Origin of the sequence: Frigoribacterium faeni (genome assembly GCF_011761235.1) — a bacterium.
Classification (GTDB): Bacteria; Actinomycetota; Actinomycetes; order Actinomycetales; family Microbacteriaceae; genus Frigoribacterium; species Frigoribacterium faeni_A.
On the sequence record NZ_JAAOYW010000001.1, the window covers coordinates 232,861 to 259,345 of the forward strand.

The following is a 26,485-nucleotide window of genomic DNA, read 5'->3' on the forward strand; positions in this document are numbered from 1 at the left end:
GTCAGCTTACTTCGTCGCCGGCGCACGCCGCGGACGACGAAGGGAGCGCACCACGGGCGTGGTGCGCTCCCTCCGGGGCGGTGCAGGTGTCAGCGAGCCGCGTAGTACTCGACGACCAGCTGGACCTCGCAGGTCACGGGGACCTCGGCGCGCTTCGGGCGACGCACGAGGCGGGCCTGCAGCTTGTCGATCTCGACCTCGAGGTAGCCCGGGGTCTTGGGCAGCACGTCGACGTGGCCGCCGGCCGCGGCGACCTGGAAGGGCTCGGTCTTCTCGCTCTTGGCCTTGACGTGGATCATCTGACCGGGCTTGACGCGGAACGAGGGACGGTCGACGAGCTTGCCGTCGACCAGGATGTGACGGTGCACGACCATCTGGCGGGCCTGCGCCGTGGTGCGGGCGAAGCCGGCACGCAGGACGAGGGCGTCGAGACGGGTCTCGAGCAGCTCGACCAGGTTCTCACCGGTCAGGCCGGACGCCTTGCGGGCCTCGTTGAAGACGATCTTGAGCTGGGCCTCGCGGATGCCGTACTGGGCGCGCAGACGCTGCTTCTCGCGCAGACGGACGGCGTAGTCGCTGTCGGTCTTGCGCTTCGTGCGGCCGTGCTCGCCGGGAGCGTAGGGACGCTTCTCGAGGTAGCGGGCGGCCTTCGGGGTGAGGGCGATGCCCAGAGCGCGCGACAGGCGCGTCTTGCTCCGGGTGCGGGACTTGGTGGACATGTGTCTACTCTCAGGTTCTTGTCGGTGGTGGTGTCCGCCAGCCAGGCGCGCGAGCGCCGGCGAGCATGACAAGAGGGATGTGCGCCGCGGCGGCGACCGGCTACAGGTCGTCTCGCCTTGGTCGGGTCGTCGTCAGCAGCCGCGCGTCGACGCCCGAGTACAGGCAACCCCGCGAGCATACAGGAGAGGCGGCCGCACGGCGACCTCAGCCGCCCCGGGTGATGCGGCGCAGCTTCTCGAGCCGGGCCGCGACGTCGCGCTCGTTGCCGTTGGCGGTCGGGTCGTAGTAGGTGTGGCCGACCAGCTCGTCGGGCAGGTACTGCTGCTGGACGACGCCGAACTCGGAGTCGTGCGCGTACTTGTAGCCCTTGCCGTGGCCGAGGCGCTTGGCCCCCGGGTAGTGCGCGTCGCGCAGGTGCTTCGGCACGGGGCCGGCGGCACCGGCGCGCACGTCGGCGATCGCCGCGTCGAGGGCCCGGTACGCGCGGTTGGACTTGGGCGCCGTCGCGAGGTAGACGACGGCCTCGGCCATCGGGATGCGTCCCTCGGGCATGCCGATCATCTGGACGGCGGTCGCGGCGGAGACGGCCACGGTGAGCGCGTTCGGGTCGGCCATGCCGATGTCCTCGCCGGCGGACACGATGATGCGGCGACAGATGAACCGCGGGTCCTCGCCGGCCTCGATCATCCGGGCCAGGTAGTGCAGCGCGGCGTCGACGTCGGACCCCCGCACCGACTTGATGAAGGCGCTGATGACGTCGTAGTGCTCGTCGCCGTTGCGGTCGTAGCGCAGCAGCGCCCGGTCGACCGACTGCGCGACGGTCTCGGCCGTGATGACCGGTCGGTCGTCGGCGTCGGCCGGGTCGTCGTAGTCGGCGTCCGGGTCGTAGTCGGCGTCGGCGTCGGCAGAGGGGTCGTCCGGCCGGGCCGCCCGGGACTCGGCCGCCGTCGCCGCCGCGGACTGGGCGGAGGCCTCGAGGGCCGTGAGCGCCCGGCGCGCGTCGCCCGAGGCGAGCCGCACGATCGTCGCCAGCGCCTCGTCGTCGAGCACGACCCGGTCGGCGAGGCCGCGCGGGTCGACGACGGCCCGCCGGACGAGGTCGCCGAGGTCGTCGTCGCTGAGCTGCTCGAGGGTGAGCAGCAGGGACCGCGACAGGAGGGGCGTGATGACCGAGAACGACGGGTTCTCGGTCGTCGCCGCGATGAGGATGACCCAGCCGTTCTCGACGCCGGGCAGGAGGGCGTCCTGCTGCGCCTTGGTGAAGCGGTGGATCTCGTCGAGGAACAGCACGGTCGTGGTGCCGTAGAGGTCGCGGTTCGTCAGCGCCTTCTCCATCACCTGGCGGACGTCCTTCACGCCGGCGGTCACGGCGGACAGCTCGATGAACTGGCGGCCCGAGCTGTGCGCGATGGCCTGGGCGAGGGTCGTCTTGCCCGTGCCGGGCGGGCCCCAGAGGATGACGGAGACCGCGCCCTGTTCGCCCGACGTGTCGCTCGCGAGCGTCACGAGCGGGGACCCCGGTCTCAGCAGGTGCCGCTGGCCGGCGACCTCGTCGAGGCTGGTGGGGCGCATGCGGACCGCGAGAGGGGTCGAGCTCTGCGGCAGAGGGCTCATGGGGCTCCATGGTAGACCGGGCCACCGACACGGACGGCGGCTCGGATACAGTCGAGCGGGACATCACCGGCATGGAGGACACGTGGCACCGAGCAGGAACCAGGACCGTGAGGCACGCGACCGGCTGAGGGCGTACACGGCCCGGCAGAGGGTGCACGAGACGCAGGTTCGCCGTCGTCGGCGCGACAACCTGCTCGCCGCGGCGGGCGTCGTGGTCGTCGTCTCCCTGGCGGTCGTGACGCAGGTCGTGTGGGTCTCGGACGGCTCGGACGTCGAGGCCGCCGCCTCCGCCAGCCCGTCCCCGTCGGAGACGGCGTCGGCGAGCGGCTCCGTGCCGAGCGCCGACATCGCCGAGGGCCGCACCTGGACGGGGCAGCTCGACCTGAACGACGACGTGCAGCTCGGCGTCGAGCTCGACGGCGCCGCGGCCCCGCAGGCGACGTCGGTCATCGTCGACCTCGCGCGGCAGGGCTTCTACACCGACACGACGTGCCACCGCATGAGCGACGCCGAGACGGCGAAGTTCATCCAGTGCGGCTCCGCGAACGGCGACGGCACGGGCGACGCCGGCTTCACCTTCGGCCCCCTCGAGAACGTGCCCGAGGACGGCCTCTACCCGACGGGCACCATCGCGATGGCCCGCGGGGCGGCGCCCGACTCGCAGTCGACCCAGTTCTTCGTCACCTACGGCGACACCTACCTCGACGCCTCGACGGGCGGCTACACCGTCGTCGGCCGCGTCACCAGCGGTCTCGACCAGCTGACCTCGCGCATCACGGACGCCGGGCTGACCCCCTCGACGCCGGACGTGCCGAACGACGGCGCGCCGGTCGTCCCGACCACGATCAGCTCGCTCACCCTGCAGTAGTCCCTCCCGGGTGCTCGTGCAATAGGCTGGGGACCCATCGCCGGAACCCGTCCTGGGCTCCGCGACGAGCACCTCCAGCAAGGGATGACAGTGGCTACTGACGATCAGGCACCCTGGGGCCGCGTCGACGACGACGGAACCGTCTACGTTCGCGAGGGCGACGGCGAGAGGGCTGTGGGCCAGTACCCCGACGCCACCCCCGCCGAGGCCCTCGCCTACTACGAGCGCAAGTACACCGAGCTGAACGGGCAGGTCACCCTGCTCGAGCAGCGCGTGAAGCGGGGCGCCTCGGCGTCCGACGTCGCCAAGACGGTGGCGCACCTCAAGCAGCTGCTGGTCGAGCCCAGCGCCGTGGGCGACGTCGCGGCGCTCCGCACCCGGGTCGACGCCCTCGACAGCACGGTGGGCGAGCTCACCGAGAAGCAGAGCGCCGAGGCGCAGGAGGCGCTGGCCGAGGCCGTCGCGTACCGCACGTCCCTCGTCGTCGAGGCCGAGACCCTCGCCGCGCAGGATCCCGCCCGGGTGCAGTGGAAGCAGGTCACGGCGTCCGTCGACGACATCTTCGCCCGCTGGCAGAAGCACCAGTCCGAGGGGCCCCGCATCCCCAAGGGCGAGGGCAACGACCTCTGGAAGCGCTTCCGGGCCGCCCGCTCCACCATCGACCAGCACCGCAAGGCGTTCTACGCCGACCTCGACGCCACCCACCGCGAGGCACGCCAGCGCAAGCAGGCCCTCGTCGAGGCGGCGGACGGCCTCGCCGCCAAGGGCGCCGACGGCATCCCCGAGTACCGGCGGCTGCTCGACGACTGGAAGCGCGCCGGTCGTGCCGGCAAGAAGTACGACGACGCGCTGTGGGCCCGCTTCAAGCGCGCCGGCGACGTGCTCTACGCGGCCAAGGGCGAGATCGTCGCGCAGGACGACGCCGAGTACCAGGGCAACCTGACGCTCAAGCTCGAGCTGCTCGACGAGGCCGAGAAGATCCTCGCGAACGACGACCGGGTCTCCGCCCGCGAGGCGCTGACGACGATCCAGCTCCGCTGGGACGAGATCGGTCGCGTGCCCCGTGACCAGGTGCGTCCCGTCGAGGACCGGCTGCGCAAGGTCGAGTCGCACGTGCGGCAGCTCGACGAGACGCACTGGGAGAAGAACAACCCGGAGCGCAAGGCACGCTCCGAGGGCCTCGCCAGCCAGCTGCAGGACGCCATCACCAAGCTCGAGGACGAGCTGGCGGCGGCCGAGGCGGGCGGCGACGCACGCAAGGTGAAGGACGCCCGCGAGGCGCTCGACGCGCGTCGCGTGTGGCTGGACGCCCTCGGGTCCTGACCCGCTCCTCCCCCGGCACGCACCGCCCGTCGCTCTCCACAGGAGGCGGCGGGCGGTTCGTCGTCCCGGGCCGTCTCGGGCAAGCTGGGCCGGTGCCACCGACCCTGCCGCGCCTCCTCACCGCCCGCGACCTCCCCGAGGTCGAGCTGCAGGCGGCCGCGCTCGACGGCGAGCTCGTCCGGGTCGTCGACAGCTGGGCGTCGGTGGCCGACCCCGACGACCCGGTGCGCCGCGCCTCGGCCCTCGCCGACGCGTTGGGGACGACCGTCATCGCGGCCCGCGAGACGGCGGCGTGGATCTGGGGAGCGAGGGCCGCGCCTCCCCGTCGGCTCGACGCCGTCGTCCCCTCGTCGGCGCGCCACCACGACGCGGGGCCCGATGTCCGCGTGGGCGAGGTGCTCATCGACGACGACGAGACGATGCGACTCGGGGGTCTGCGGGTGACCTCCCCGACCCGGACGGTGCTCGACCTGCTGCGGGGCGACGACTGGTCTGCCGCCGCCGAGCGGCTCGTCCGCACCCTGATGGCCGACCACCAGGTCGACCCGAGGCGCGTCACGGGGCTCGTGCGGCGGCACGGGCGCCTGCCGCACCGTCGCCGGGCTGCGCTGCGCCTGCGGACCCTGGTCGATCCCCTCGTCAGCTGACAGGCCGACGAGGTCCGCCCCGCCGGTGTCAGCCCGCGCTGACCCGGTAGACGTCGTACACGGCGTCGATGCGACGGACGGCGTTGAGCACGCGGTCGAGGTGCGTGGTGTCGCCCATCTCGAAGACGAACCGGCTGATGGCCAGTCGCTCGTTCGACGTCGAGACGTTCGCCGAGAGGATGTTGACGTGGTGCTCGGAGAGGACGCGCGTCACGTCGGACAGCAGGCCGCTGCGGTCGAGGGCCTCGATCTGGATCTGCACCAGGAACACGCTCTTCGACGACGGGGCCCACTCGACCTCGATCATCCGCTCGGGCTCCTGCATCAGGCCCTGCACGTTGTGGCAGGTCGCCTGGTGGACGCTGACGCCCTGGCCGCGCGTGACGAACCCGACGATCTGGTCGCCCGGCACGGGAGTGCAGCACTTCGCCAGCTTGACGAGGATGTCGGGGGCGCCGCGCACGAGGACGCCCGAGTCGCTGTTCCGCAAGGGGCGCGAGACGCCCTTGCTCGGGAACTCGTACTCGCCCTCGACCTCGGTCTCCTGCTGGACGGACGCGACGACCTTCTCGATCACGGACTGGGTCGACAGGTGGCCCTCGCCGACCGCGGCGTACAGGCTCGAGACGTCGTCGTAGCGCAGCTGCGAGGCGACCTCGGTGATGCTGTCCTGGTTCATCAGCTTCTGCAGCGGCAGGTTCTGCTTGCGCATCGCCCGCGCGATCGCGTCCTTGCCCTGCTCGATGGCCTCGTCGCGACGCTCCTTCGTGAACCACTGGCGGATCTTGTTGCGCGCACGAGGGCTCTTGACGAAGCCCAGCCAGTCCTGGCTCGGCCCCGAGTCGGGGTTCTTCGACGTGAAGACCTCGACGACGTCGCCGCTGTTGAGCACGCTCTCGAGCGGGATGAGCCGGCCGTTCACCTTCGCGCCCATCGTCCGGTGGCCGACCTCGGTGTGCACGGCGTACGCGAAGTCCACCGGCGTCGCCCCGGACGGCAGCCCGATCACCTTGCCCTGGGGCGTGAAGACGTAGACCTCCTTCGCGCCGATCTCGAAGCGGAGGCTGTCGAGGAACTCCCCCGGGTCGGCAGTCTCGGCCTGCCAGTCCGAGATGTGGGCCAGCCACGCCATGTCGGTCTCGGTGCGGGCGCCCGTCGCGGGGTCGTCCCGACCGCCGTTCATCCGCTGCTTGTACTTCCAGTGCGCGGCGACGCCGAACTCGGCGCGCTGGTGCATCTCGTGGGTGCGGATCTGGATCTCGACCGGTCGTCCCTTCGGGCCGATCACGGTGGTGTGCAGCGACTGGTACAGGTTGAACTTCGGGGTGGCGATGTAGTCCTTGAAGCGGCCGGGGATGGGGTTCCAGCGCGCGTGGATCGACCCGAGGACGGCGTAGCAGTCCCGCAGCGAGCCGACGAGCACGCGGATGCCCACCAGGTCGTAGATCTCGTCGAACTCGCGCCCTCGCACGATCATCTTCTGGTAGATCGAGTAGTACTGCTTGGGCCGGCCGACGACCTCGCCGCGGATCTTCGTCGACTTGAGGTCGGACTTGACGGCGTCGATGACGTTCTGCACGAACTGCTCGCGCTGCGGCGTCCGCTGCCGCACGAGGTTGTCGATCTCGACGTACAGCTTCGGGTGCAGCACGGCGAACGAGAGGTCCTCGAGCTCCCACTTGATCGCCTGGATGCCGAGGCGGTGCGCCAGGGGCGCGTAGATCTCGAGGGTCTCGGTGGCCTTGCGCGACGCGGAGGCGGACTCGACGAAGCCCCACGTGCGGGCGTTGTGCAGGCGGTCGGCGAGCTTGATGACGAGCACGCGGATGTCCTTCGACATCGCCACGACCATCTTGCGGACCGTCTCGGCCTGGGCGCTGTCGCCGTACTTGAGCTTGTCGAGCTTCGTGACCCCGTCGACGAGCATCGCGATCTCGTCGCCGAAGTCGCCCTGCAGCATGGCCAGCGTGTAGTCGGTGTCCTCGACGGTGTCGTGCAGCAACGCGGCCGCGATCGTCTTGGAGCCGATGCCGAGGTCGGCGAGGATCTGCGCCACGGCGACCGGGTGGGTGATGTACGGCTCGCCGCTCTTGCGGAGCTGGCCGCGGTGCGCCTTCTCGGCGACGGTGTAGGCACGCTCGATCACGACGAGGTCGGCCTTGGGGTGGTGCATCCGGACGGTCTTGACCAGCCGGTCGACGGCGCCAGCGGGCTGGCTGCGGGAGAAGAGCCGCGGCAGCAACGTGCGCAGCGACGCCGTTCCGCCCTGCTCCGGCGTCGCGGGGGTCTCTCTCGTGGTGATCTCGGTCACGACCGCGCCTCCTCGTCCTCGCCCGTGCGGCACGCGCGTCCTCGGGGAGCGGACGTCGGTGCGTGCACGAGTCGGGACAACGCTACTCGCTCCTGGTCAGTCGACCGACGCCGGCCGTTCGCCGTCGCTGACGACGTCGCCCCGCGCGTCGCGCCAGGCCAGCATGCCGCCCTCGACGTTCACGGCCCGCAGGCCCGCCCGACGCAGCGCGGCCGTGGCGCGCATCGAGCGCATGCCCGAGTGGCACACCACGAGCACGTCGCGGTCGTCGGGGACCTCGTCGACCCGGTCGGCGAGCTCGGAGAGCGGCAGCAGCACCGCCTGCGGCGCGTGGCCCTCGTCCCACTCCGACTGCTCGCGCACGTCGAGGAGGTACGCGCCGTCGCCCACCAGGGCCACCGCCTCCTGCGCGGTCACCTCGGGCATCGAGGAGGCGTCGCCTCCGCCCAGGGGCGCACTCACGACGTCACCGCCGCGGCCTCGGCCTCGCGGGCACGGTCGGCCCGCTTGCGGTCGTCGCGCTTGGCGATGTCGCTCTCGCCGATGCGCAGGGTGGCGTAGAGCGGCGAGGCGATGAAGATCGTCGAGTACGTGCCGACGAGGATGCCGATGAACAGGGCCAGCGAGATGTCGCGCAGGGTGCCCGCGCCGAGCACGAAGGCACCGATGAAGAGGATCGCCGCGACTGGCAGCAGGGCGACCACCGAGGTGTTGATCGACCGGACGAGCGTCTGGTTGATGGCCAGGTTGATCGACTGCCCGAAGGTGCGCCTCGAGCCCTCGCCGTCCTCTGCGGTGTTCTCACGGATCTTGTCGAAGACCACGACGGTGTCGTAGAGCGAGTACCCGAGGATCGTCAGGAACCCGATCACGGCGGCCGGCGTGACCTCGAAGCCGACGATGCCGTAGATGCCGGCGGTCAGCACGAGGTCGTGCAGCAGGGCGGTCATGGCGGCGAGCGACATCTTCCAAGTGCGGAAGTAGAGGGTCATGCCGATGGCCGCGAGGATCAGGAAGATCACGAGGCCCTTGATCGCCTGCGCCGTGATGTCCGCGCCCCAGGAGGCGCCGATGAACGACGACGTCACACGGTCGGCCGGCACGTCGTAGGCGGTCGCCAGGGCGTCCGCCACGTCGTTCGTCTGCGCCGCCTCGAGCTGCGAGGTCTGGACGCGGATCGTGTCGGAGCCGACCTGGGTCACCCGCGGGTTCGAGCCCGGCGCGACCTCGTCGACCGTCTGGGACGCCACGTCCTGGTCGAGCTCGGCGGGCTGGGCCACCTGGAACTCGGAGCCGCCGGTGAACTCGATGCCGAAGTGGTACCCGCCGCGCAGGAACGGCACCGTGGCGCACAGCACGATCACGATCGCGGCGATCAGGTACCACGTGCGCCGTCGGCCCACGAAGTCGAACGAGCGCGCCCCCGTGTAGAGGTCGTTGCCGAACTTGGAGAAGCTGGCCATCAGCTGTCCTTCCCTTCACCGCGCGCGGAGTCGTCGACCCGTGTGCTCGCGCTCTCAGCCGCCTTGCGTTCGGCGATGGTCTGGCGCTTGGCCGCCTCGCGGCCGCCGGCGCCCTTGCGGGCCGCCGCGGCGACCGGGGTGCGGAACTGCGCACGCCCGCGGTAGACGGCGCCCAGCGCCTTCGGGTCGAGGCCGCTGAACGCGTGGCCCTCGCCGAAGAAGCGGGTGCGCGCGATGAGCTGCAGCATCGGGTGCGTGAAGAGCGCCACGACGATGAGGTCGATGACCGTCGTCAGGCCGAGGGTGAGCGCGAAGCCCTTGACGTTGCCGACCGCCAGGATGAACAGCGTGATCGCGGCGAGGAAGTTCACGGTGTCGGAGGCGATGATCGTGCGGATCGCGCGCTTCCAGCCCGACTCGACGGCGCTCTCGAGGATGCGTCCGTCGCGGAGCTCGTCGCGGATGCGCTCGAAGTAGACGATGAACGAGTCGGCCGTGATGCCGATGGCCACGATCAAGCCGGTCACCCCCGCGAGCGACAGGCGGTACCCCTCTCGCCACGAGAGGATCGCGATCACCAGGTAGGTGAGCAGCGCCGCGATGAGGAGCGACAGCACCGTCACGAAGGCGAGCGCACGGTACTGCACGAGCGAGTAGATGACCACGAGGATGAGGCCGATCAGGCCCGCGATCAGGCCGCTGACGAGCTGGGTCTGGCCCAGCGTCGCGGTGATGTTCTCGTTGCTCTGGACCGAGAAGCTGATCGGGAGGGCGCCGAACTTCAGCTGGTCGGCGAGGGTCTTCGACGAGTCCTGCGTGAACGACCCGGTGATCTGCGCCTGGCCGTCGGTGATGGCGGCGTTGGCCGACGGAGCCGTGATGACCTGGTTGTCGAGCGTCACGGCGAACTGGTTCTGGGGCGCCTGGAGCGCGACGAGCCGCGACGTCACGTCGCTGAACTGACGCGTGCCCTCGCGGTCGAACTCGAGGTTGACGGCCCAGGTGTTCGTGGAGTTGCCCTGGGAGTCGGTGGCGAGGCCGTTGGTGGCGTCGCTGATCTCGCTGCCCTGCACCTCGACGGGGCCCAGGATGAACTTCGACGTGCCGTCGGTGGAGCAGGTGACGAGGGGCTCGTCGTCCCGTGCCGTCGACAGGTCGTTGTCGGCCGCGCACTGGTAGTTCGTGTACTCGTCGGCGAGCTGCTCCGTGATCCAGGCGAGGTCGGAGGCGTTCGTCGGCGACGCGGTGGGCGTCGAGTTGAGGTCGGGGTTCGGCGTGTAGGGCGTGGCCGAGGGGCTCGCCGTCGCGTCGGCGTCGCCGCCGACGGCCGCGTTGCTCACGGCCTCGGTGTAGAGCACCGGGCGGAACGTCAGCTTGGCCGAGGCCTCGATGCGCTCGAGAGTCTCGTTGTCGGGACGGCCCGGGATGGACACGACGATGTTCTGGGCGCCCTGCCGCGTGATCTCCGACTCGGAGACGCCGGCGCTGTCGATGCGCTGGCGGATGATCGTCACGGCCTGGTCGAGCTGCTGGCTCGAGACGGATTGGCCGTTGTCGAGCTGCGCGGCCAGGGTGATCTGCGTGCCGCCCTGGAGGTCGAGGGCGAGCTCGGGGACCCAGCTGGCCCCGTCCCACCAGCCGTCACGACCGGAGTCGTTGAGCGCGGTGGCCGTGCCGTTCAGCGCGGCGAGGCCGGCGATGATGACGAGCAACCACGTCAGGGAACGGATGGCCTTCTTGACAGGCGTCGAACGTGCCACGGAGGATCTGCTTTCTCATGGGAGCGCGCGCCCCGTGGGGCGCGCGGCGGCGTCTGGGCCGGGGCGCCCGTCGGTGCCCCGGCTGTCGGCGGGTCAGGCCTTGCGGGGCTCGTCCGTGTCGGTGGCGGCGTCGAGGCGCGTCTCGTCGACCCGCTCGCCGTAGGCCGGCGAGGTGGTGTCGACCACCGTGTCGTCCGCGGTGCGGGCGTCGCCGGCACGGAGGGAGTCGACCTCGTCGGCGTCGGAGACGACGGCGTCGTCGTCGGCCACGACGGGCTCGACGACGCGGCCGAGGGTCTGGCGGTGGACGCGGATGACGGTGCCGGGGGCGACCTCGACCTCGGCGACGTTCGCCTCGTCGTCGATCGAGACGACGGTGCCGTAGACGCCGAAGCTCAGCATGACCTCGACGCCGGGGACGAGCTTCGACTGCAGGTCGGCCTGCTGGGCGTCGCGCTTGCGCTTGTTGCGGAACATGAAGAAGACGAGGACCACCAGGAGGAGGATCATCACGACTGTTGTGGCGTCCATGAGGAACTGCCTTTCGGAGCTAGAGGGATGGGCGGCTGAGGCGGGGGTGAGGGTGCCTCGTGCCGACTGGCCTGTCGGCGATCATAGTTCATCGCCGAAGAGGGTCCCCGTCGCCGGGTCGGCCAGGCCGAAGTGCCGCCACGCCTCGGGCGTCGCGACACGGCCCCGGGGCGTTCGGACGAGCAGCCCGATGCGCACGAGGAACGGCTCGACGACCGACTCGACCGTGTCGGCCTCCTCCCCGACCGAGACGGCCAGCGTGCTCAGGCCCACGGGGCCGCCCCCGAAGCGCTTCAGGACGGTGGAGAGCACCTCGCGGTCGAGCCGGTCGAGCCCCAGGTCGTCGACGTCGTAGAGGCTGAGGGCCGCGCGCACGGTCTCGAGGTCGGCGTCGCGTCCGTGCACGAGGGAGTAGTCGCGGACGCGGCGCAGCAGGCGGTTCGCGATGCGGGGGGTGCCGCGGCAGCGGCCCGCGATCTCGGCCAGCGCGTCGCCCGAGACGGGGATGCCGAGCAGGGAGGCGGCCCGCCGCAGCACCTCGGTGAGCTCGTCGGCGTCGTAGAACTCGAGGTTCGCGGTGAAGCCGAACCGGTCGCGGAGCGGGTTGGGCAGCATGCCGCTGCGCGTCGTCGCCCCGACCAGGGTGAACGGCGAGAGCTCGAGCGGGATGCTCGTCGCGCCGGCGCCCTTGCCGACCATGATGTCGATCCGGTAGTCCTCCATGGCGAGGTAGAGCATCTCCTCCGCCGAGCGCGCCATGCGGTGGATCTCGTCGATGAAGAGGACCTCGCCGGGCACCAGCGCCGAGAGCACGGCCGCGAGGTCGCCGGCGTGCTGGATCGCGGGGCCGGACGACATGCGGAGCGGGCGGCCGCTCTCGTGCGCGACGATCATCGCGAGCGTCGTCTTGCCCAGCCCGGGCGGCCCGGCCATGAGGATGTGGTCGGGGGTGCGGCCCTGCATCGAGGCCGCCTTGAGGAGCAGTTCGAGCTGGCCCCGCACCTTCTTCTGGCCGACGAACTCGTCGAGCGAGGTCGGTCGCAGCGCTCCCTCGAACGCCAGCTCCGCCTCGGACTCGACGACGGGCCGCGTGAGGTCGTCGCTCACGCGCGCGCGCCCAGCGACTTCTGCGGCCCGAGGTGGCCGAGGGCCGCCCGCAGCAGCAGCGGCACGGCGACGGCGACGTCGGGACCGCGGTCGGCGACGACCGAGTCGATGGCGGCCTGCGCCTCTTTCTCGGACCAGCCCAGCCCGACCAGGGCGGTCAGCACGTCGGCCGAGGTCGAGGAGGCGGCGGTCACCGTGGGCGCGGAGGCCCGGACGTCGAGCTTGCCCGTCAGCGACAGCACGATGAGCTTCGCGGTCTTCGGGCCGATGCCCGACACGCGCCGGAACGGGGCGTCGTCGTCGTCGGCGACGGCCTGCGCGACCTGGGCGGGCGTGAGCGTCGACAGGACGCCCTGCGCCGACTTGGGGCCGACGCCCGTGACGCTGCGGAGCAGGTCGAAGACCTCGAGCTCTTCGAGCTCGGCGAAGCCGAACAGCGAGAGGTCGTCCTCGCGGACGATCAGCGTGGTGAACAGCTGCAGGGTCGTGCCGGGCGACGCCGTGAGGGCGAGCTGCGGGGTGACGCCGACGCGCAGGCCCACTCCCCCGACCTCGACGACGACGCTCGTGCCGGAGGCGGACAGCACGGTGCCGCGGACGCTCGAGATCATCTGCCCAGCCTAGGAGTCCGCGCCGACTTCTCTGCCTCGCGCCACGCCTTCTGCGCGGCCGTGAGGCCTCCGCCGGAGGGAGCCGAGGGGACGCCGCCGCGACGCCACGCGTGGCAGATCGCGAGGGCCAGCGCGTCGGCCGCGTCCGCCGGCTTCGGCACCTCGGCGAGGCCGAGCAGCCGGGCGACCATGGCGCCGACCTGCGCCTTGTCGGCGGAGCCGTACCCGGTCACCGCCGCCTTGACCTCGGACGGTGTGTGCATGGCGACGGGCACGGACCGCTCGGCCGCGGCCCGCAGCGCGAGACCGCTCACCTGGGCCGTGCCCATGACGGTCGACAGGTTGTTCTGCGCGAACACCCGCTCGATCGCCATGGCGTCGGGCCGGTGCTCGTCGACGAGCTGCTCGATGCCGCGGCCGATGGTGAGGAGGCGCTGCTCGAGGGGCATGTCGGCGGGCGACCGCACGACCGTCACCGCGACGAGCGTGGCCCGGCGGGTGGCGTCGACCTCGACGACCCCGACCCCGCAGCGGGTCAGGCCGGGGTCGATGCCGAGCACCCGCAGCGTCACCGGGTCAGTCGTCGTCGTCGTCGAGCACGGCCTGGACGTCGGCGGGGACGTCGTAGTTCGCGTAGACGTTCTGGACGTCGTCGTCGTCGTCGAGCGCGTCGACCAGGCGGAACACCTTGCGGGCGGTGTCGGCGTCGACCTCGATCTTGAGGCCGGGGACGAACTCGACGTCGGCGGAGTCGTAGTCGATGCCCGCCTCCTGGAGGGCCGAGCGGGCCGGCACGAGGTCGGACGGCTCGGTCACGATCTCGAAGCCCTCGCCGCGGTCGGTGACCTCTTCGGCGCCCGCGTCGAGGACGGCCGAGAGGACGTCGTCCTCGGTGAGGCCGTCGGTCTTCATCACCGCGATGACGCCCTTGCGGCTGAAGTTGTAGGCCACGCTGCCCGGGTCGGCCATGGTGCCGCCGTTGCGCGACATGACCGTGCGGACGTTGGCCGCCGCCCGGTTCTTGTTGTCGGTGAGGCACTCGATGAGCAGGGCGACGCCGTTCGGGCCGTAGCCCTCGTACATGATGGTCTGGTAGTCGACGGACTCGCCGCTGAGGCCCGCCCCGCGCTTGATCGCGCGGTCGATGTTGTCGTTGGGGACCGAGGTCTTCTTGGCCTTCTGGACGGCGTCGACGAGCGTCGGGTTGCCGGACATGTCGGCCCCGCCCTGCTTCGCCGCGACCTCGATGTTCTTGATGAGCTTGGCGAACGACTTGGCGCGGCGGCTGTCGATGACGGCCTTCTTGTGCTTGGTCGTTGCCCACTTGGAATGCCCGGACACGGTGCTCCTCACTTCCGGTTGACGATCCGGACCATCCTACCGGCCGGGCCGCCGCCGGGCAGCCCGCCGGCGGCCGCCGCGCCGGGGACGGGCCCGCGGAGGCGCGGGTCGCGTCAGCGGGCCGCCCAGGCGCGCGCCTTGTCGAGGAACCGTGCGTGGAACCGCAGGTCGGCGGTCATCTCGGGGTGGAACGAGGTGCCCATGAGGTTGCCTTGCTCGACGGCGACGACCCGGCCGTCGTCGAGGACGCCCACGGCCGTCGCACGAGGGCCGACCTCGTCGACCACGGGGGCCCGGATGAAGACCGCGTGCACGGGAGGGCCGGCGAGGACGGGGACGTCGACGTCGGTCTCGAACGAGTCGTTCTGGTTGCCGAAGGCGTTGCGCCGCACGGCGACGTCGAGCCCGCCCAGGGTGCGCTGCCCGGCGGCGCCGTCGACGACGCGGTCGGCCAGCATGATGAGGCCGGCGCACGTGCCGTAGACGGGCAGGCCGTCGTCGATCGCGGCACGCAGCGGCCCCGCCATCCCGAAGGTGCGCGAGAGCTTGTCCATCACCGTCGACTCGCCGCCCGGGAGCACGATCCCGGACACGGCCGCGAGCTCGTCGGGCCGCCGCACCGGGACGGCGACCGCCCCGAGCGAGGTCAGCACCGCGAGGTGCTCGCGGAAGTCGCCCTGGAGGGCGAGCACCCCGACCCGCGGGACCTGCGCCTCCTGGTTACCAGCCACGCTCGGCGAGGCGGTGCGGTGCGGGCAGGTCGGGCACGTTGATGCCCACCATCGCCTCGCCCAGCCCCCGCGAGGCGTCGGCGACGACCTGCGGGTCGTCGTAGAACGTGGTCGCCTTGACGATCGCGGCGGCGCGCTCGGCCGGGTTGCCGGACTTGAAGATGCCGGAGCCGACGAACACGCCGTCGGCGCCGAGCTGCATCATGAGCGCGGCGTCGGCGGGGGTCGCGACGCCGCCGGCGGTGAAGAGGACGACGGGCAGCTTGCCGGTCTCGGCGATCTCCTTCACGAGCTCGAACGGCGCCTGCAGCTCTTTCGCGGCCACGTAGAGCTCGTCGGCCTTGAGCCCCTGCAGCTGCGCGATCTCCTTCGAGATGGTGCGGATGTGCTTGGTCGCCTCGGAGACGTCGCCCGTGCCGGCCTCGCCCTTGGAGCGGATCATGGCCGCGCCCTCGGTGATGCGACGGAGGGCCTCGCCCAGGTTCGTCGCGCCGCAGACGAAGGGCACGGTGAAGTTCCACTTGTCGATGTGGTTGACGTAGTCGGCGGGGCTCAGCACCTCGGACTCGTCGACGTAGTCGACGCCGAGGGTCTGCAGGATCTGTGCCTCGACGAAGTGGCCGATGCGGGCCTTGGCCATGACGGGGATCGACACGGCGGCGACGATCTCGTCGATCATGTCGGGGTCGCTCATCCGTGCGACGCCGCCCTGCGAGCGGATGTCGGCGGGCACGCGCTCGAGGGCCATGACCGCGACGGCCCCCGCCTCTTCAGCGATCTTCGCCTGCTCGACGTTGACGACGTCCATGATGACGCCGCCCTTGAGCATCTCGGCGAGACCGCGCTTGACGCGGTCCGATCCGGTCGTGGTGCCGGCGGACGGGACGGAGGTGGGGGTGCTGTCGCTCATGATGGCCTCAGTTTAGGCGCTGCCGGGAGGCGTGCGTCGCCGATGTGCCGCCGGTCACCGAGTGGCCTGGTCTCCCCCGTCGGGCCAGGCCGCCGCCAGCGCCTCCCGCACGTCGCCGAGCAGCTGGGTCACCGCCTTGGTCTGCGCGATGATCGGGAAGAAGTTCGAGTCGCCCCCGTAGCGCGGCACGACGTGCTGGTGCAGGTGCTCGGCGATCCCCGCGCCGCCGACCGCGCCCTGGTTCATGCCGAGGTTGAACCCCTGGGCGTGCGACACCTCGCGGGCGACCCGCATCGCGATCTGCGTGAGCGACCCGATCTCGGCGACCTCGTCGGGCGTGGCGAGGTCGTAGGTCGAGATGTGGCGGTAGGGGCAGACGAGCAGGTGGCCCGGGTTGTACGGGTACAGGTTGAGCAGCACGAAGGCGTGCCGGCCCCGGGCGACGATCAGGGCCTCGTCGTCCGGTCGCGACGGCGCCGCGCAGAACGGGCAGGCGTCGTCGAGCGCCCCCTGCCCCTGCCCGACGTACACGGCGCGGTGGGGCGTCCAGAGTCGCTGGAACGCGTCGGGCGACGCGGCGAACCCCTCCGCCGACTCGAGGCCGGCGGGCAGGTCGTCGTCGCCGACGGGCACGCTCAGACCTGGGCCTTCGTCTCGATGGCCTCGAGGATCTTGGCCACGGCGTCGGCGACGGGCACGCCGTTCTCCTGCGAGCCGTCCCGGTAGCGGAAGCTGACCGCTCCCGCCGCGCGGTCCTCCTCGCCGGCGATCAGCTGGAACGGCACCTTGGCCTTGGTGTGGGTGCGGATCTTCTTCGGGAACCGGTCGTCGCCGTGGTCGACCTGGGCGCGGACGCCCTTCTCGCGCAGCTGCGCCACGACGCCGTCGAGGTAGTCGCCGTACTCGTCGGCGACGGGGATCGCGACGACCTGCACCGGCGACAGCCAGACGGGGAACGCCCCGGCGTAGTGCTCGGTGAGGACGCCGAAGAACCGCTCGATCGTGCCGAAGAGGGCCCGGTGGATCATGACCGGCCGCTGGCGGGTGCCGTCGGCGGCGGCGTACTCGAGCTCGAAGCGCTCGGGCAGGTTGAAGTCGAGCTGCACGGTCGACATCTGCCAGGTGCGCCCGATGGCGTCGCGGGCCTGCACCGAGATCTTCGGCCCGTAGAACGCGGCTCCGCCCGGGTCGGGAACGAGCTCGAGGCCGGACTCCTCGGCCACCTCGCGCAGGGTCTGCGTCGCGGTGTCCCAGATGTCGTCGTCGCCGACGTACTTGACCGGGTCCTTCGTCGAGAGCTCGAGGTAGAAGTCGGTGAGGCCGTAGTCGCGGAGCAGGGACAGCACGAAGTTCAGGGTGCCGGTCAGCTCCTCCTTCATCTTCTCCCGCGTCGTGAAGATGTGCGCGTCGTCCTGGGTCATGCCGCGCACGCGCGTCAGGCCGTGGATGACGCCCGACTTCTCGTTGCGGTAGACCGTGCCGAACTCGAACAGGCGCATCGGCAGGTCGCGGTACGACCGGGGCTGCGAGCGGTAGGCGAGGATGTGCATCGGGCAGTTCATCGGCTTGAGGTAGTAGTCGGCGCCCTGGCGGGTCACCTCGCCCTCGTCGTTCCGGGCCTCGTCGAGCTTCATCGCCGGGAACATGCCGTCCTTGTACCAGCCCAGGTGCCCCGAGGTCTCGAACAGGCTGGCCTTGGTGATGTGCGGCGTGTAGACGAAGTCGTAGCCGGCGGCCTCGTGGCGACGCCGGGAGTAGTCCTCCATCTCGCGACGGATGATGCCGCCCTTGGGGTGGAAGATCGCGAGGCCCGAGCCGATCTCGTCGGGGAACGAGAACAGGTCGAGCTCGACGCCCAGCTTGCGGTGGTCGCGCTTGGCCGCTTCTTCGAGGCGGGCCTGGTACTCGCGCAGCTCGTCCTTCGTGGGCCAGGCGGTGCCGTAGATGCGCTGCAGCTGCGGGTTCTTCTCCGAGCCCCGCCAGTAGGCCGCGGCGACGCGCATGAGCTTGGTGGCGTTGCCGAGGACGCGGGTGCTGGGCACGTGGGGACCGCGGCAGAGGTCGGACCAGATCACGTCGCCGGTCTTGGGGTCGACGTTGTCGTAGACGGTGAGCTCGGCGCCGCCGACCTCGACGGACTCGCCGTCGTCGCCGATCTCGTCCGACGAGCCGCCTTTGAGGCCGATCAGCTCGAGCTTGTAGGGCTCGCCCGCGAGCTCGTCGCGGGCCTCCTGCTCGGTGACGACGCGGCGGCGGAAGCGCTGGCCCTGTCGGATGATGCGCTCCATGCCCTTCTCGATCGCCTTGAGGTCGTCGGGCGTGAAGGGCTCCGCGACGTCGAAGTCGTAGTAGAAGCCGTCGGTGACGGGCGGGCCGATGCCGAGCTTCGCCTCCGGGTTGATGGCCTGGACGGCCTGGGCCATGACGTGGGCGGCCGAGTGGCGCAGCACGGCGAGCCCGTCGGGAGACCCGACGGTGACGGCCTCGGCCACGTCGCCGGCCTGCAGCTCGGAGGCGAGGTCGCGCAGCTCGCCGTCGACGCGCATCGCGACGACGCCCCGGTCGGTGAACAGCTCGAGCCCCGTCGTGGTCTCGGCGGCCTCGATGGTCTGGGGGCCGTCGACGGCGGGGGCAGGCTGGTCTGACACGGTGGTGGGCTCCTGACGTTCGGGGACGCGGGCCAGTTTAGTGCCGACCGGACGGCGGTCGGGTGCCCGTCAGCGGGCGGCGAGCTCGGTCGCGCAGGCCTCGGCCGCGACCCAGGCGAGCATGCCGCACTTGACGCGCATGACGAACTTCGAGACCCCGTGCAGCGCGACCGCGTCGCCGAGCACCTCGTCGTCCGGCTCGCCCACGCCGCGGGACCGCATCATCGCGCGGAACTCGCCGACGAGCTCGGCGACCTCGGGCAGCGTGCGGCCCGGGGCGAGGCCGGAGAGGACGGACGCGGACGCCATCGAGATGCTGCAGCCCGCGCCCTGCCAGCGCAGGTCGGCCACGCGGTCGGTGCCCGGCTCGAGCCGGACGCGCACCGTGATCTCGTCGCCGCAGGTGGGGTTGCGCTCGAAGTGCTCGGCGTCGGCGTCGGGGAGCTCGCCGTCGCCGTGCCGGGCCTTCGCGTGGTCGAGGATCACCTGCTGGTAGAGCGAGTCGAGGGAGGCGCTCATCGGGCGTCCTCCGCCCCGAAGTAGCCGCGGACCCCGGCGACGCCGGCGACCAGACGGTCGACCTCGGCGGCGGTCGTGTACAGGTAGGTGCTCGCCCGCGTCGTCGCCGTCACGCCCAGCCGCCGGTGCAGGGGCTGAGCGCAGTGGTGGCCGACGCGCACGGCGATCCCCTGGGCGTCGAGGTACTGGCCGACGTCGTGCGCGTGCACGCCGTCGACGGCGAAGCTGGCGAGGCCTGATCGCGGCACGCCGGCCGGCGGGCCGACGACGCGGACGCCGGGGAGCGCGGACAGGCCGACCACCAGCTGCTCGGCCAGCGCCTCCTCGTGGTCGCGGACGCGCTCGAGGCCGACGGCCTCGAGGTAGCGCACGGCCTCGGCGAGGGCGACAGCTTGCGAGACCGGCTGCGTGCCGGCCTCGAAGCGCTGCGGCGCGGGCAGGTACTCGGCCGAGTCCACCGTGACGGTCGTGATCATCGAGCCGCCCGTGCGGAACGGCGGCAGGGCGTCGAGGAGCTCGCCGCGGCCGACGAGGACGCCGACGCCGGTCGGCCCGAGCATCTTGTGGCCGGAGAACGCCGCGAAGTCGACGCCGAGGGCCGCGAAGTCGAACGGCCGGTGCGGCACGGACTGGCACGCGTCGAGCACGACGAGCGCCCCGACGCCGTGGGCGAGCTCGACGAGCTGCTCGACGGGCGCCACGAGCCCGGTCACGTTCGACACGTGGGCGAAGGCGAGCACCCGCGTGCGCTCGGTGACGGCGGCACGGGCGTCGTCGAGAGTCCAGACGCCGTCGTCGTCGACCGGCACGACGCGGAGGACCGCGCCGGTGCTCGCCGCGACCTCCTGCCAGGGCACGAGGTTCGCGTGGTGCTCGGCCTCGGTGACGACGATCTCGTCGCCCGGGCGGAGCGCGAAGCGGCGGGCGGACTCGCCGCCGCGGCCGAGGGTCGCCGCCGTGAAGCCGTGCGCGACCAGGTTGATCGCGTCGGTCGCGTTCGCCGTCCAGACGACCTCGTGGGAGGCGGCGCCCACGAAGCGCGCGACGGTCTCGCGCGCCTCTTCGAACGCCTCGGTCGCGAGGGCCGCGAGCGTGTGGGCGCCGCGGTGCACCGCCGAGTTGTCGGCCTCGAGGAACCGGCGCTCGGCGTCGAGCACCTGTCGGGGACGCTGAGCCGTGGCCCCGGAGTCGAGGTAGGCGAGCTGCTCGCCGGAGACCTGCTGGGCGAGGATCGGGAAGTCGGCGCGGAGGCGCCCGACCTCGGCGTCGTCGAGCGGCGCGCGGGTGTCTGTCTGGGTCTGTGTCACGGTGTCCTTCCCCGGTCGGTGGTGGCCGGCGGGGCCGGCGGGCCTGGGCGGCACGGCCGGCGCCCTGCGTCGTGGGCGGTCAGTCGTCGAGCGGCTTGAGCACGCGGCGGAGGAACTGCTGCGTGCGCGGCTCGCGCGGGCGGTTCAGCACGTCGGCGGGCGCCCCTCGCTCGACCACGACGCCGTCGTCCATGAACACGACCTCGTCGGCGACGCGGCGGGCGAACTCGAGCTCGTGGGTGACGACGACCATCGTCCAGCCCTCGTCGGCGAGCTCCTTGACGACGGAGAGGACGTCTCCGACCAGCTCGGGGTCGAGCGCGCTCGTGGGCTCGTCGAAGAGCATCAGCTCCGGTCGCAGCGCCAGGGCACGGACGATGCCCACGCGCTGCTGCTGGCCGCCCGACAGCTCGACCGGCCAGGCGTCGGCGCGGGAGGCGAGGCCCACCCGGGTGAGCAGGTCGCGCGCCTCGGCCCGCGCCTCCTCGGGGTCACGGCCCTGGACGCGGATCGGCCCCTCGACCACGTTCTGCAGCACCGTCAGGTGCGGGAACAGGTTGAAGTGCTGGAACACCATCGACGACCGGTCGCGCAGGGCGAGCAGGTCGCGCTTGGCGACCTTGCCGGCGAAGTCGACGACCCGGCCGTCCGACAGCGTGACCGTGCCGCCGTCGGGCACCTCGAGGCTGTTCAGCGAGCGGAGGACGGTCGTCTTGCCCGAGCCGGACGGGCCGATGATCGCCACCACGCGGCCGCGTCGCACCTCGAGGTCGATGCCCTTGAGCACTTCGGTCGCGCCGAACGACTTGCGGAGGCCCTCGACGCGGAGGACGAGCTCGGCAGCCTGGCCGGGGCGGGCGGGACGGGAGGAGGCGCCGGACAGGGGCGGGTCAGCGGGCGACATGCCGGTCCAATCTCTTCTCGAGGGCGTCCTGGCCGAACGACAGGGCGAGGCAGATGATCCAGTAGATCAGGGCGGCCTCGAGGTAGATGAGCAGGAACTGGTTCGACACGGTCGCGATCTGCTGGGCCTGTCGGAACAGCTCGACGACGAGGATGACGCTGGCGAGCGAGGTGTCCTTGACGAGGCTGATGAACGTGTTCGACAGCGGGGGCACCGAGACGCGCGCCGCCTGCGGCAGGATGATGCGCCGCAGCGCCAGGGTGCGCGACATGCCGATCGTGTGCGCGGCCTCCCACTGGCCCTTGGGCACGGAGAGGATCGCGGCGCGGATCACCTCGGCCGCGTAGCCGCCCACGTTGAGCGAGAACGCGATGATGGCGCTCGGCCACGGGTCGATGCGCAGGCCGATCGAGGGCAGCCCGTAGAAGACGACGAAGAGCTGCACCAGCAGGGGCGTTCCGCGGATGACCGAGGTGTAGAACCGGGCCAGCCCGGACAGCCAGGCACGCCCCGACAGGCGCATCATCGCCACGACGAGCGCGATCACGAGGCCGATCGCCATGGAGGCGAGGGCCAGCGGGATCGAGGCCACCAGGGCACCCGACGCGATCGGCCAGAACGCCCGGCCGAAGAGGTCGAGTGAGGACTGCACGTTACTCGCTGACGTCCTGGCCGAAGTACTTGTCGGAGATCGTGGAGAGGGTCCCGTCCGCCGCGAGCTCGGCCAGCGCGTCGTCCATGGCCTGCACGAGGTCGTCGCTGCCCTTCGTCGTCACCAGCGCGGAGCGCGAGACGTCGTCCGTCGTCGCCGCGATCTTGATGGCGGCCGCCTGCTCGGGGTTGGTCTTCACGTAGTCGAGGAAGGTCAGCTCGTCGTTGACCGTGGCGTCGATGCGCCCCTGCTCGACGAGGGCGACCGACTGGGCCCAGCCCTCGACGACCTGCACGTCGGCTCCCGCGCCCTTCGCGGTGTCGTAGAAGTTGCTCGACTGCGACTGCGCGGTGGTCTTGCCCGCGAGGTCGGCCAGCGACGTGATCGAGGTGTCGTCGGCGGCCGTGACGACCACGCCGCGGCTCACCGTGTACGGGGTCGAGAAGTCGAAGGTGGCCTCGCGCTCGTCGGTGATCGAGATCTGGTTCGCGACGACGTCGAAGCGCCCCGCGTCGAGCCCCGCGAGGAGGGCGTCGAACTGGGTCTCCTGGAACCGCACCTCGACGCCGAGCTTCTCGGCCACCGCCGTCGCGACGTCGACGTCGTAGCCCGTGAGGGCCCCCGAGCCGCCCTCGTGGTAGGTGAAGGGCTGGTAGGTGCCCTCGGTCCCGACGACGAGCTCGCCCGCGTCCTGGATGTCGGACAGGCTCTTCGCGGCGCTCGTGTCGGCCGTCGCGTCGCCGGTCTGCGAGACGACGTCGTCGGTCGAGGCGGGCGCGCACCCCGTCAGCACGAGGGCCGCGGCGGAGGCGACGCCGACGGCGATGAGGCGGGTCGTGCGGGAGAGGCGGGGGGTGGAGAACGTCACGGGTGATCTTCCTGGTCGATGAGCTGCCCGGGTCTGCCGGGCCTCCGACCCTAACCGCGCGACCGCGGCGGTGATTCCCCGTGTCGCCCCGTGACGCGCCGGGCCCCCTGCGCGGGTCGTCAGCGGGCGGCCAGCGCCCCCGGCAGGTCGACGCCCGAGCCCGCGTCGAGCCGCAGGTGCTCGTGCGCGACGCGGTCGGCGGAGAGCGCCACGACGCTGAGCGACAGCGAGCCGAACCAGGTGCCCTGCAGCAGGTCGGCGCGGACCAGCGCCTCGTCGTCGGACAGCGCCAGCGCGCTGCTCTCGCGCAGCAGGTCGAGCCAGGGCCGCCAGCTGCCCTCGCGGTCGTCCGGGTCGGGCGCGCGGCCGTCGTGCCCGGGCCGGGCCGCCGGTGCGTCGAGCGACATCGGGCCGGGCAGCGGCCCGGTGGGGGCGGCGGCCGCCCGGAACCGCGGCGCCCACCGGGCCACGCGCGGCACCGACTCGTCGTCGGGCGCCCCGTGGGTGAGGACGTGGACGCCGGCCGCGAGCGGGGCGCTCGACAACCGCTCGCCGTCCCAGCTCGTGTGGACGGCCCCGGAGGCGTCCGCCGAGAGCAGGTTGAAGGTGCGGGTCAGGGGGCGGCCCGTCGGCAGCCGTCCGGCCGAGGCGGCGTCGAGGGGCAGGGACCCCCGGGTGTGCCAGCCCCCGGCCGGCGCCGCGGGCTGCTCGCGGCGGTTGAGCACGACGGCGGCGCGGGCCGGGCCGCTCGCGGTGGCCAGCCAGGCGCCGCCCGCCTCGCGGTCGTGCAGCCCCTCGACCCGGTCGCCGAGCTCGGGCCACCACGCGGCGGGCGGGTCCCACGGCCGGTCGGCCGACTCGTCGCGGAGCCCGAGGAACACCACGGGCCACTCCTGGCCCGGCGCGACGGACACGACGACGGTGCACACAGGGGCTGCCTCCTCCGCCACGATCCGCCGGGATGAGGCATCGTGGTGCGTGCAACGCTACCCGCCGCGGCGTCCCCGTCGGCGGCCGACCGACAGGGGCACCACCGTGACCGACACCGCCGACTCCCCCGCCGCCTCCCCGGCCCCCGCCGACCGGCGGCTCACCGTCGTCGTCGGCATCTGCGGCGGGATCGCCGCGTACAAGGCCGTCTCCGTCGTCCGCGAGCTCGTGCTGCGGGGCCACGACGTGCACGTCGTCCCCACGGAGGCGGCGCTGCGCTTCGTGGGCGCGCCCACGCTCGAGGCCATCAGCCGCAACCCCGTGCACACCTCCGTCTTCGACGACGTCGCCCAGGTGCGCCACGTCGCCCTCGGACAGCAGGCCGACCTCGTCGTCGTCGCGCCCGCCACCGCCCACACCCTCGCCAAGCTCGCCCACGGCCTCAGCGACGACCTGCTCGGCACCACCGTCCTCGCGAGCACCGCGCCGCTCGTCGTCGCCCCCGCCATGCACACGCAGATGTGGCAGGCGGCGTCGACCGTCGACAACGTCGCCCTGCTCCGGTCGCGCGGCGTGCTCGTCGTCGGCCCGGACGACGGGCCGCTCACCGGCGGCGACAGCGGACCGGGACGCCTCAGCGAGCCCGACGTCATCGTCGACGCGGCGCTCGCCGCGGTGGCCGCGAGCCCCGAGGAGGCGCCCGCCCGCGACCTCGCCGGCCGGGTCGTCGTCGTCACGGCCGGGGGCACGCGCGAGCCGATCGACCCCGTGCGCTGGATCGGCAACCGGTCGAGCGGCAAGCAGGGGCTGGCGATCGCGCAGGCGGCGACGGCACGCGGCGCCCGCGTCGTGTTCGTCGCGGCCCACGTCGACGACGACGTCGCGGCCGCCGTCCGCCGGCTGCCCGGCGTCGAGGTGCGACCGGCCCCCACGGCGGCGGACCTCGACGCCGTCACCACGGCGGCGGCCGAGACCGCGGACGTCGTGGTGATGGCGGCCGCCGTCGCGGACTGGGCCCCCGCCTCCGTGTCTCCGTCGAAGCTCAAGAAGGACGACGCCGGCGACCGCCTCGCCCTCGAGCTCGTCCGCACCGTCGACGTGCTCGCAGGACTCGTCGAGCGCCGCCGTCCGGGCCAGGTCGTCGTCGGCTTCGCCGCCGAGACGTCGACGGGCCGGGACGACCTGCTCGCCCTCGGCCGCCGCAAGCTCGCCCGCAAGCCCGCCGACCTGCTCGTCCTCAACCAGGTGGGCTGGACCGAGGGCTTCGGCCGGGACGAGTCGGTCGCGGTCGTGCTCGGCCGTGGCGGAGACGTCGTGGGCGAGTCGAGCGGCACGAAGTCCGACACCGCCCACGCCCTGCTCGACGCCGTCGTCAGGCTGCTCGGCTGACGGTCCCGTCCCGGTCTCCCCGCTGCTTCAGCCACAGCACCAGGGCGAAGCTGAAGACCACCAGCACCGTCCACGAGCCGATCTTGCTGGGGTGCACGAGCGACCACCCGTCCGCCTGCGAGGCGTAGGTCCACGCGCCCATCAGCGTCGCCGCGTTCTCGGCGACCCAGATGAACGACCCGATCAGGGCGAAGGCGACGAGCAGGGGCATCCGGCGGTCGCGGCCGCGCACGCGGTAGGTGACGCACGTCCGCCCGAGCAGCACGACCGCGACCCCGAGCAGCGCCCAGCGCAGGTCGACCACCCAGTGGTTCGTGAAGAAGTTCACGTAGAAGGCCACGGCCAGCGCGAGCGTGGGCAGCATCCGCAGGCGGTCGACCCGGAGGTCGAGACGACGCCAGGCCTGGCAGACGTAGCTGCCCACGGCCGCGTACATGAACCCGCTGTAGAGGGGCACGTCGCCGATCCGCAGCACGCCGGGCTCCGGGTACGACCACGAGCCCACGGCGACCTTGAACACCTCGAGGCCGAGCCCCAGCAGGTGGAACAGGCAGATGACGACCAGCTCGTCCCGCGTCTCGAGGCGCGTCGCCACGAAGACGACCTGCACCACGACGCACCAGACGAGCATCGCGTCGTAGCGGGGCAGGCCGAGGTCGACGACGGAGGTGACGGCGAGGCCGGCCAGGACGGCGACGGCGAAGGCGCACGAGAGCGCCTGCTGCACGCCGAACGCGACGAGGTCGCGACCGGCCTCGAGGAGGCGGGCGGCGCCTCCTGCGGGACTGCCCGCGACGATCCTGGCTCCGGTCACGACCGCCTCCCTCGGCGCCGGGGGTCGGCGCCCCGTCGACGCTACGAGCGGGGCAGGGCCGCGCGCGTCGTCCTCGGGGAGCACCCGGGTCGTCCGCCGTGGGGACATCGGCGCCGGACGGCGCCCGCCCGCCCGCGGGGAGCGACGGCTTGCGCGTTAACCTCCGTGCGCCACAATGCCCTCGTGAGCAAGAAGATCGACGCAGCCCTCAAGTCCCTCCTCAAGGCCCTCGAGCACCACGGCGAGGTGATGAGCGACCGTCCCGTCTCGGCCAAGCGCGCCGGCCGGGCGACCGAGAAGGTGCGCCAGGCCGCCTCGGCCTACTCGCAGGTCGTCGCCGACAAGACGGGCCAGCCCAACCCGTTCGTCGACTTCCTCGACCCGGAGACCGTCCAGTCGCTGCGCGGCGAGCGGGACGCCCTCGTCACCAAGACGTCGAAGAAGCACGCCGACTAGCGGGGGCGCCGGGGCGCGTCCGTCGTCGCGTCGTCGGCCGTCGACCCCGCGCCCCGCAGCC

General features: G+C 72.2%; 27 protein-coding genes. 5 read left to right on the forward strand and 22 right to left on the reverse strand.

The window, feature by feature from the left end; translation table 11 throughout:
- Window positions 1–89: 89 nt before the first annotated feature.
- A complete protein-coding gene (gene rpsD / locus FHR78_RS01070; RefSeq protein WP_166758684.1) occupies window positions 90–719 on the reverse strand; it encodes a 30S ribosomal protein S4 in 630 nt (209 codons plus the stop codon).
- 205 nt (window positions 720–924) lie between these two features.
- A complete protein-coding gene (locus FHR78_RS01075) occupies window positions 925–2,334 on the reverse strand; it encodes a replication-associated recombination protein A (RefSeq protein ID WP_166758685.1) in 1,410 nt (469 codons plus the stop codon).
- Between the two features lie 82 nt (window positions 2,335–2,416).
- Between FHR78_RS01075 and FHR78_RS01080 the strand changes: the two genes are divergently transcribed.
- From FHR78_RS01080 to FHR78_RS01090, 3 genes are all read left to right on the forward strand, one after another.
- Window positions 2,417–3,202, forward strand: coding sequence for a peptidylprolyl isomerase (locus FHR78_RS01080; RefSeq protein ID WP_166758686.1), 786 nt, complete (start codon window positions 2,417–2,419; stop codon window positions 3,200–3,202).
- Between the two features lie 84 nt (window positions 3,203–3,286).
- On the forward strand, window positions 3,287–4,525 hold the full coding sequence (locus tag FHR78_RS01085) for a DUF349 domain-containing protein (RefSeq protein WP_166758687.1): 1,239 nt from the start codon (window positions 3,287–3,289) through the stop codon (window positions 4,523–4,525).
- A gap of 92 nt (window positions 4,526–4,617) precedes the next feature.
- A complete protein-coding gene (locus FHR78_RS01090) occupies window positions 4,618–5,172 on the forward strand; it encodes a type IV toxin-antitoxin system AbiEi family antitoxin (protein WP_166758688.1) in 555 nt (184 codons plus the stop codon).
- A gap of 28 nt (window positions 5,173–5,200) precedes the next feature.
- Here the strand turns inward: FHR78_RS01090 and FHR78_RS01095 are convergent, their stop codons facing one another.
- The 19 genes from FHR78_RS01095 to FHR78_RS01185 all read right to left on the reverse strand — a co-directional run bounded on the left by FHR78_RS01095 (window position 5,201) and on the right by FHR78_RS01185 (window position 23,764).
- Window positions 5,201–7,483: a RelA/SpoT family protein gene (locus FHR78_RS01095; RefSeq protein WP_347877992.1), complete on the reverse strand. Its 2,283-nt coding sequence runs from the start codon at window positions 7,481–7,483 to the stop codon at window positions 5,201–5,203.
- 96 nt (window positions 7,484–7,579) lie between these two features.
- Window positions 7,580–7,945 carry a rhodanese-like domain-containing protein gene (locus FHR78_RS01100; protein WP_347877993.1) on the reverse strand — a complete coding sequence of 122 codons (366 nt, stop codon included), beginning with the start codon at window positions 7,943–7,945 and terminating at the stop codon, window positions 7,580–7,582.
- Window positions 7,942–8,946 carry a protein translocase subunit SecF gene (secF, locus tag FHR78_RS01105; RefSeq protein ID WP_166758689.1) on the reverse strand — a complete coding sequence of 335 codons (1,005 nt, stop codon included), beginning with the start codon at window positions 8,944–8,946 and terminating at the stop codon, window positions 7,942–7,944. Before secF ends, FHR78_RS01100 begins: the two co-directional genes overlap by 4 nt.
- Window positions 8,946–10,706: a protein translocase subunit SecD gene (secD, locus tag FHR78_RS01110; protein ID WP_166758690.1), complete on the reverse strand. Its 1,761-nt coding sequence runs from the start codon at window positions 10,704–10,706 to the stop codon at window positions 8,946–8,948. The genes secF and secD overlap by 1 nt, the downstream gene beginning before the upstream one ends.
- Window positions 10,707–10,799: 93 nt before the next feature.
- On the reverse strand, window positions 10,800–11,237 hold the full coding sequence (gene yajC / locus FHR78_RS01115; RefSeq protein ID WP_166758691.1) for a preprotein translocase subunit YajC: 438 nt from the start codon (window positions 11,235–11,237) through the stop codon (window positions 10,800–10,802).
- A gap of 81 nt (window positions 11,238–11,318) precedes the next feature.
- A complete protein-coding gene (gene ruvB, locus FHR78_RS01120) occupies window positions 11,319–12,344 on the reverse strand; it encodes a Holliday junction branch migration DNA helicase RuvB (protein ID WP_166758692.1) in 1,026 nt (341 codons plus the stop codon).
- Window positions 12,341–12,955, reverse strand: coding sequence for a Holliday junction branch migration protein RuvA (gene ruvA, locus FHR78_RS01125; RefSeq protein ID WP_166758693.1), 615 nt, complete (start codon window positions 12,953–12,955; stop codon window positions 12,341–12,343). Before ruvA ends, ruvB begins: the two co-directional genes overlap by 4 nt.
- Window positions 12,952–13,527: a crossover junction endodeoxyribonuclease RuvC gene (gene ruvC / locus FHR78_RS01130; protein ID WP_166758694.1), complete on the reverse strand. Its 576-nt coding sequence runs from the start codon at window positions 13,525–13,527 to the stop codon at window positions 12,952–12,954. Before ruvC ends, ruvA begins: the two co-directional genes overlap by 4 nt.
- Before the next feature lie 4 nt (window positions 13,528–13,531).
- A complete protein-coding gene (locus FHR78_RS01135) occupies window positions 13,532–14,296 on the reverse strand; it encodes a YebC/PmpR family DNA-binding transcriptional regulator (protein ID WP_166758695.1) in 765 nt (254 codons plus the stop codon).
- Window positions 14,297–14,409: 113 nt separating this feature from the next.
- Window positions 14,410–15,027, reverse strand: coding sequence for a pyridoxal 5'-phosphate synthase glutaminase subunit PdxT (gene pdxT / locus FHR78_RS01140; protein ID WP_347877994.1), 618 nt, complete (start codon window positions 15,025–15,027; stop codon window positions 14,410–14,412).
- Complete coding sequence (pdxS, locus tag FHR78_RS01145) at window positions 15,017–15,937, reverse strand: pyridoxal 5'-phosphate synthase lyase subunit PdxS (RefSeq protein ID WP_166758696.1); 921 nt, start codon at window positions 15,935–15,937, stop codon at window positions 15,017–15,019. The genes pdxT and pdxS overlap by 11 nt, the downstream gene beginning before the upstream one ends.
- Before the next feature lie 54 nt (window positions 15,938–15,991).
- Complete coding sequence (locus tag FHR78_RS01150; RefSeq protein WP_208392834.1) at window positions 15,992–16,576, reverse strand: HIT family protein; 585 nt, start codon at window positions 16,574–16,576, stop codon at window positions 15,992–15,994.
- On the reverse strand, window positions 16,573–18,483 hold the full coding sequence (gene thrS, locus FHR78_RS01155) for a threonine--tRNA ligase (RefSeq protein WP_243862048.1): 1,911 nt from the start codon (window positions 18,481–18,483) through the stop codon (window positions 16,573–16,575). Before thrS ends, FHR78_RS01150 begins: the two co-directional genes overlap by 4 nt.
- A gap of 171 nt (window positions 18,484–18,654) precedes the next feature.
- Window positions 18,655–19,104: a Fe-S cluster assembly sulfur transfer protein SufU gene (gene sufU / locus FHR78_RS01160; RefSeq protein ID WP_166758697.1), complete on the reverse strand. Its 450-nt coding sequence runs from the start codon at window positions 19,102–19,104 to the stop codon at window positions 18,655–18,657.
- Window positions 19,101–20,411: a SufS family cysteine desulfurase gene (locus FHR78_RS01165; RefSeq protein WP_166758698.1), complete on the reverse strand. Its 1,311-nt coding sequence runs from the start codon at window positions 20,409–20,411 to the stop codon at window positions 19,101–19,103. The genes sufU and FHR78_RS01165 overlap by 4 nt, the downstream gene beginning before the upstream one ends.
- A gap of 79 nt (window positions 20,412–20,490) precedes the next feature.
- Entirely contained in the window at window positions 20,491–21,315 is an 825-nt protein-coding gene (locus FHR78_RS01170; RefSeq protein ID WP_166758699.1) for an amino acid ABC transporter ATP-binding protein, read from the reverse strand.
- On the reverse strand, window positions 21,302–21,967 hold the full coding sequence (locus tag FHR78_RS01175) for an amino acid ABC transporter permease (protein ID WP_347877995.1): 666 nt from the start codon (window positions 21,965–21,967) through the stop codon (window positions 21,302–21,304). Before FHR78_RS01175 ends, FHR78_RS01170 begins: the two co-directional genes overlap by 14 nt.
- A 1-nt stretch (window position 21,968) precedes the next feature.
- Entirely contained in the window at window positions 21,969–22,835 is an 867-nt protein-coding gene (locus FHR78_RS01180; protein ID WP_166758700.1) for a transporter substrate-binding domain-containing protein, read from the reverse strand.
- 119 nt (window positions 22,836–22,954) lie between these two features.
- Window positions 22,955–23,764, reverse strand: a complete 810-nt coding sequence (locus tag FHR78_RS01185; protein ID WP_166758701.1) for an NRDE family protein — start codon at window positions 23,762–23,764, stop codon at window positions 22,955–22,957.
- A gap of 106 nt (window positions 23,765–23,870) precedes the next feature.
- Here FHR78_RS01185 and coaBC point away from each other — a divergent pair, with 106 nt between their 5' ends.
- Window positions 23,871–25,154: a bifunctional phosphopantothenoylcysteine decarboxylase/phosphopantothenate--cysteine ligase CoaBC gene (gene coaBC / locus FHR78_RS01190; RefSeq protein WP_166758702.1), complete on the forward strand. Its 1,284-nt coding sequence runs from the start codon at window positions 23,871–23,873 to the stop codon at window positions 25,152–25,154.
- On the opposite strand, the gene FHR78_RS01195 is transcribed toward coaBC, so the two are convergent.
- A complete protein-coding gene (locus FHR78_RS01195; protein ID WP_208392737.1) occupies window positions 25,138–25,968 on the reverse strand; it encodes a DUF817 family protein in 831 nt (276 codons plus the stop codon). The two genes, coaBC and FHR78_RS01195, sit on opposite strands and share 17 nt — an antisense overlap.
- 183 nt (window positions 25,969–26,151) lie before the next feature.
- Here FHR78_RS01195 and FHR78_RS01200 point away from each other — a divergent pair, with 183 nt between their 5' ends.
- Window positions 26,152–26,424, forward strand: a complete 273-nt coding sequence (locus tag FHR78_RS01200; protein ID WP_166758704.1) for a hypothetical protein — start codon at window positions 26,152–26,154, stop codon at window positions 26,422–26,424.
- The last annotated feature ends 61 nt before the right edge of the window (window positions 26,425–26,485 follow it).

Bases quoted from the DNA above. Each gene is read 5' to 3' on its own strand.
- secF (WP_166758689.1), bottom strand. From the start codon at position 8,946: ATGGCCAGCTTCTCCAAGTTCGGCAACGACCTCTACACGGGGGCGCGC.
- thrS (WP_243862048.1), bottom strand. From the start codon at position 18,483: ATGCGCGTCGACGGCGAGCTGCGCGACCTCGCCTCCGAGCTGCAGGCC.
- yajC (WP_166758691.1), bottom strand. From the start codon at position 11,237: ATGGACGCCACAACAGTCGTGATGATCCTCCTCCTGGTGGTCCTCGTC.
- sufU (WP_166758697.1), bottom strand. From the start codon at position 19,104: ATGAGCGCCTCCCTCGACTCGCTCTACCAGCAGGTGATCCTCGACCAC.
- pdxS (WP_166758696.1), bottom strand. From the start codon at position 15,937: ATGAGCGACAGCACCCCCACCTCCGTCCCGTCCGCCGGCACCACGACC.
- ruvA (WP_166758693.1), bottom strand. From the start codon at position 12,955: ATGATCTCGAGCGTCCGCGGCACCGTGCTGTCCGCCTCCGGCACGAGC.
- FHR78_RS01085 (WP_166758687.1), top strand. From the start codon at position 3,287: ATGACAGTGGCTACTGACGATCAGGCACCCTGGGGCCGCGTCGACGAC.
- FHR78_RS01170 (WP_166758699.1), bottom strand. From the start codon at position 21,315: ATGTCGCCCGCTGACCCGCCCCTGTCCGGCGCCTCCTCCCGTCCCGCC.
- rpsD (WP_166758684.1), bottom strand. From the start codon at position 719: ATGTCCACCAAGTCCCGCACCCGGAGCAAGACGCGCCTGTCGCGCGCT.
- FHR78_RS01075 (WP_166758685.1), bottom strand. From the start codon at position 2,334: ATGAGCCCTCTGCCGCAGAGCTCGACCCCTCTCGCGGTCCGCATGCGC.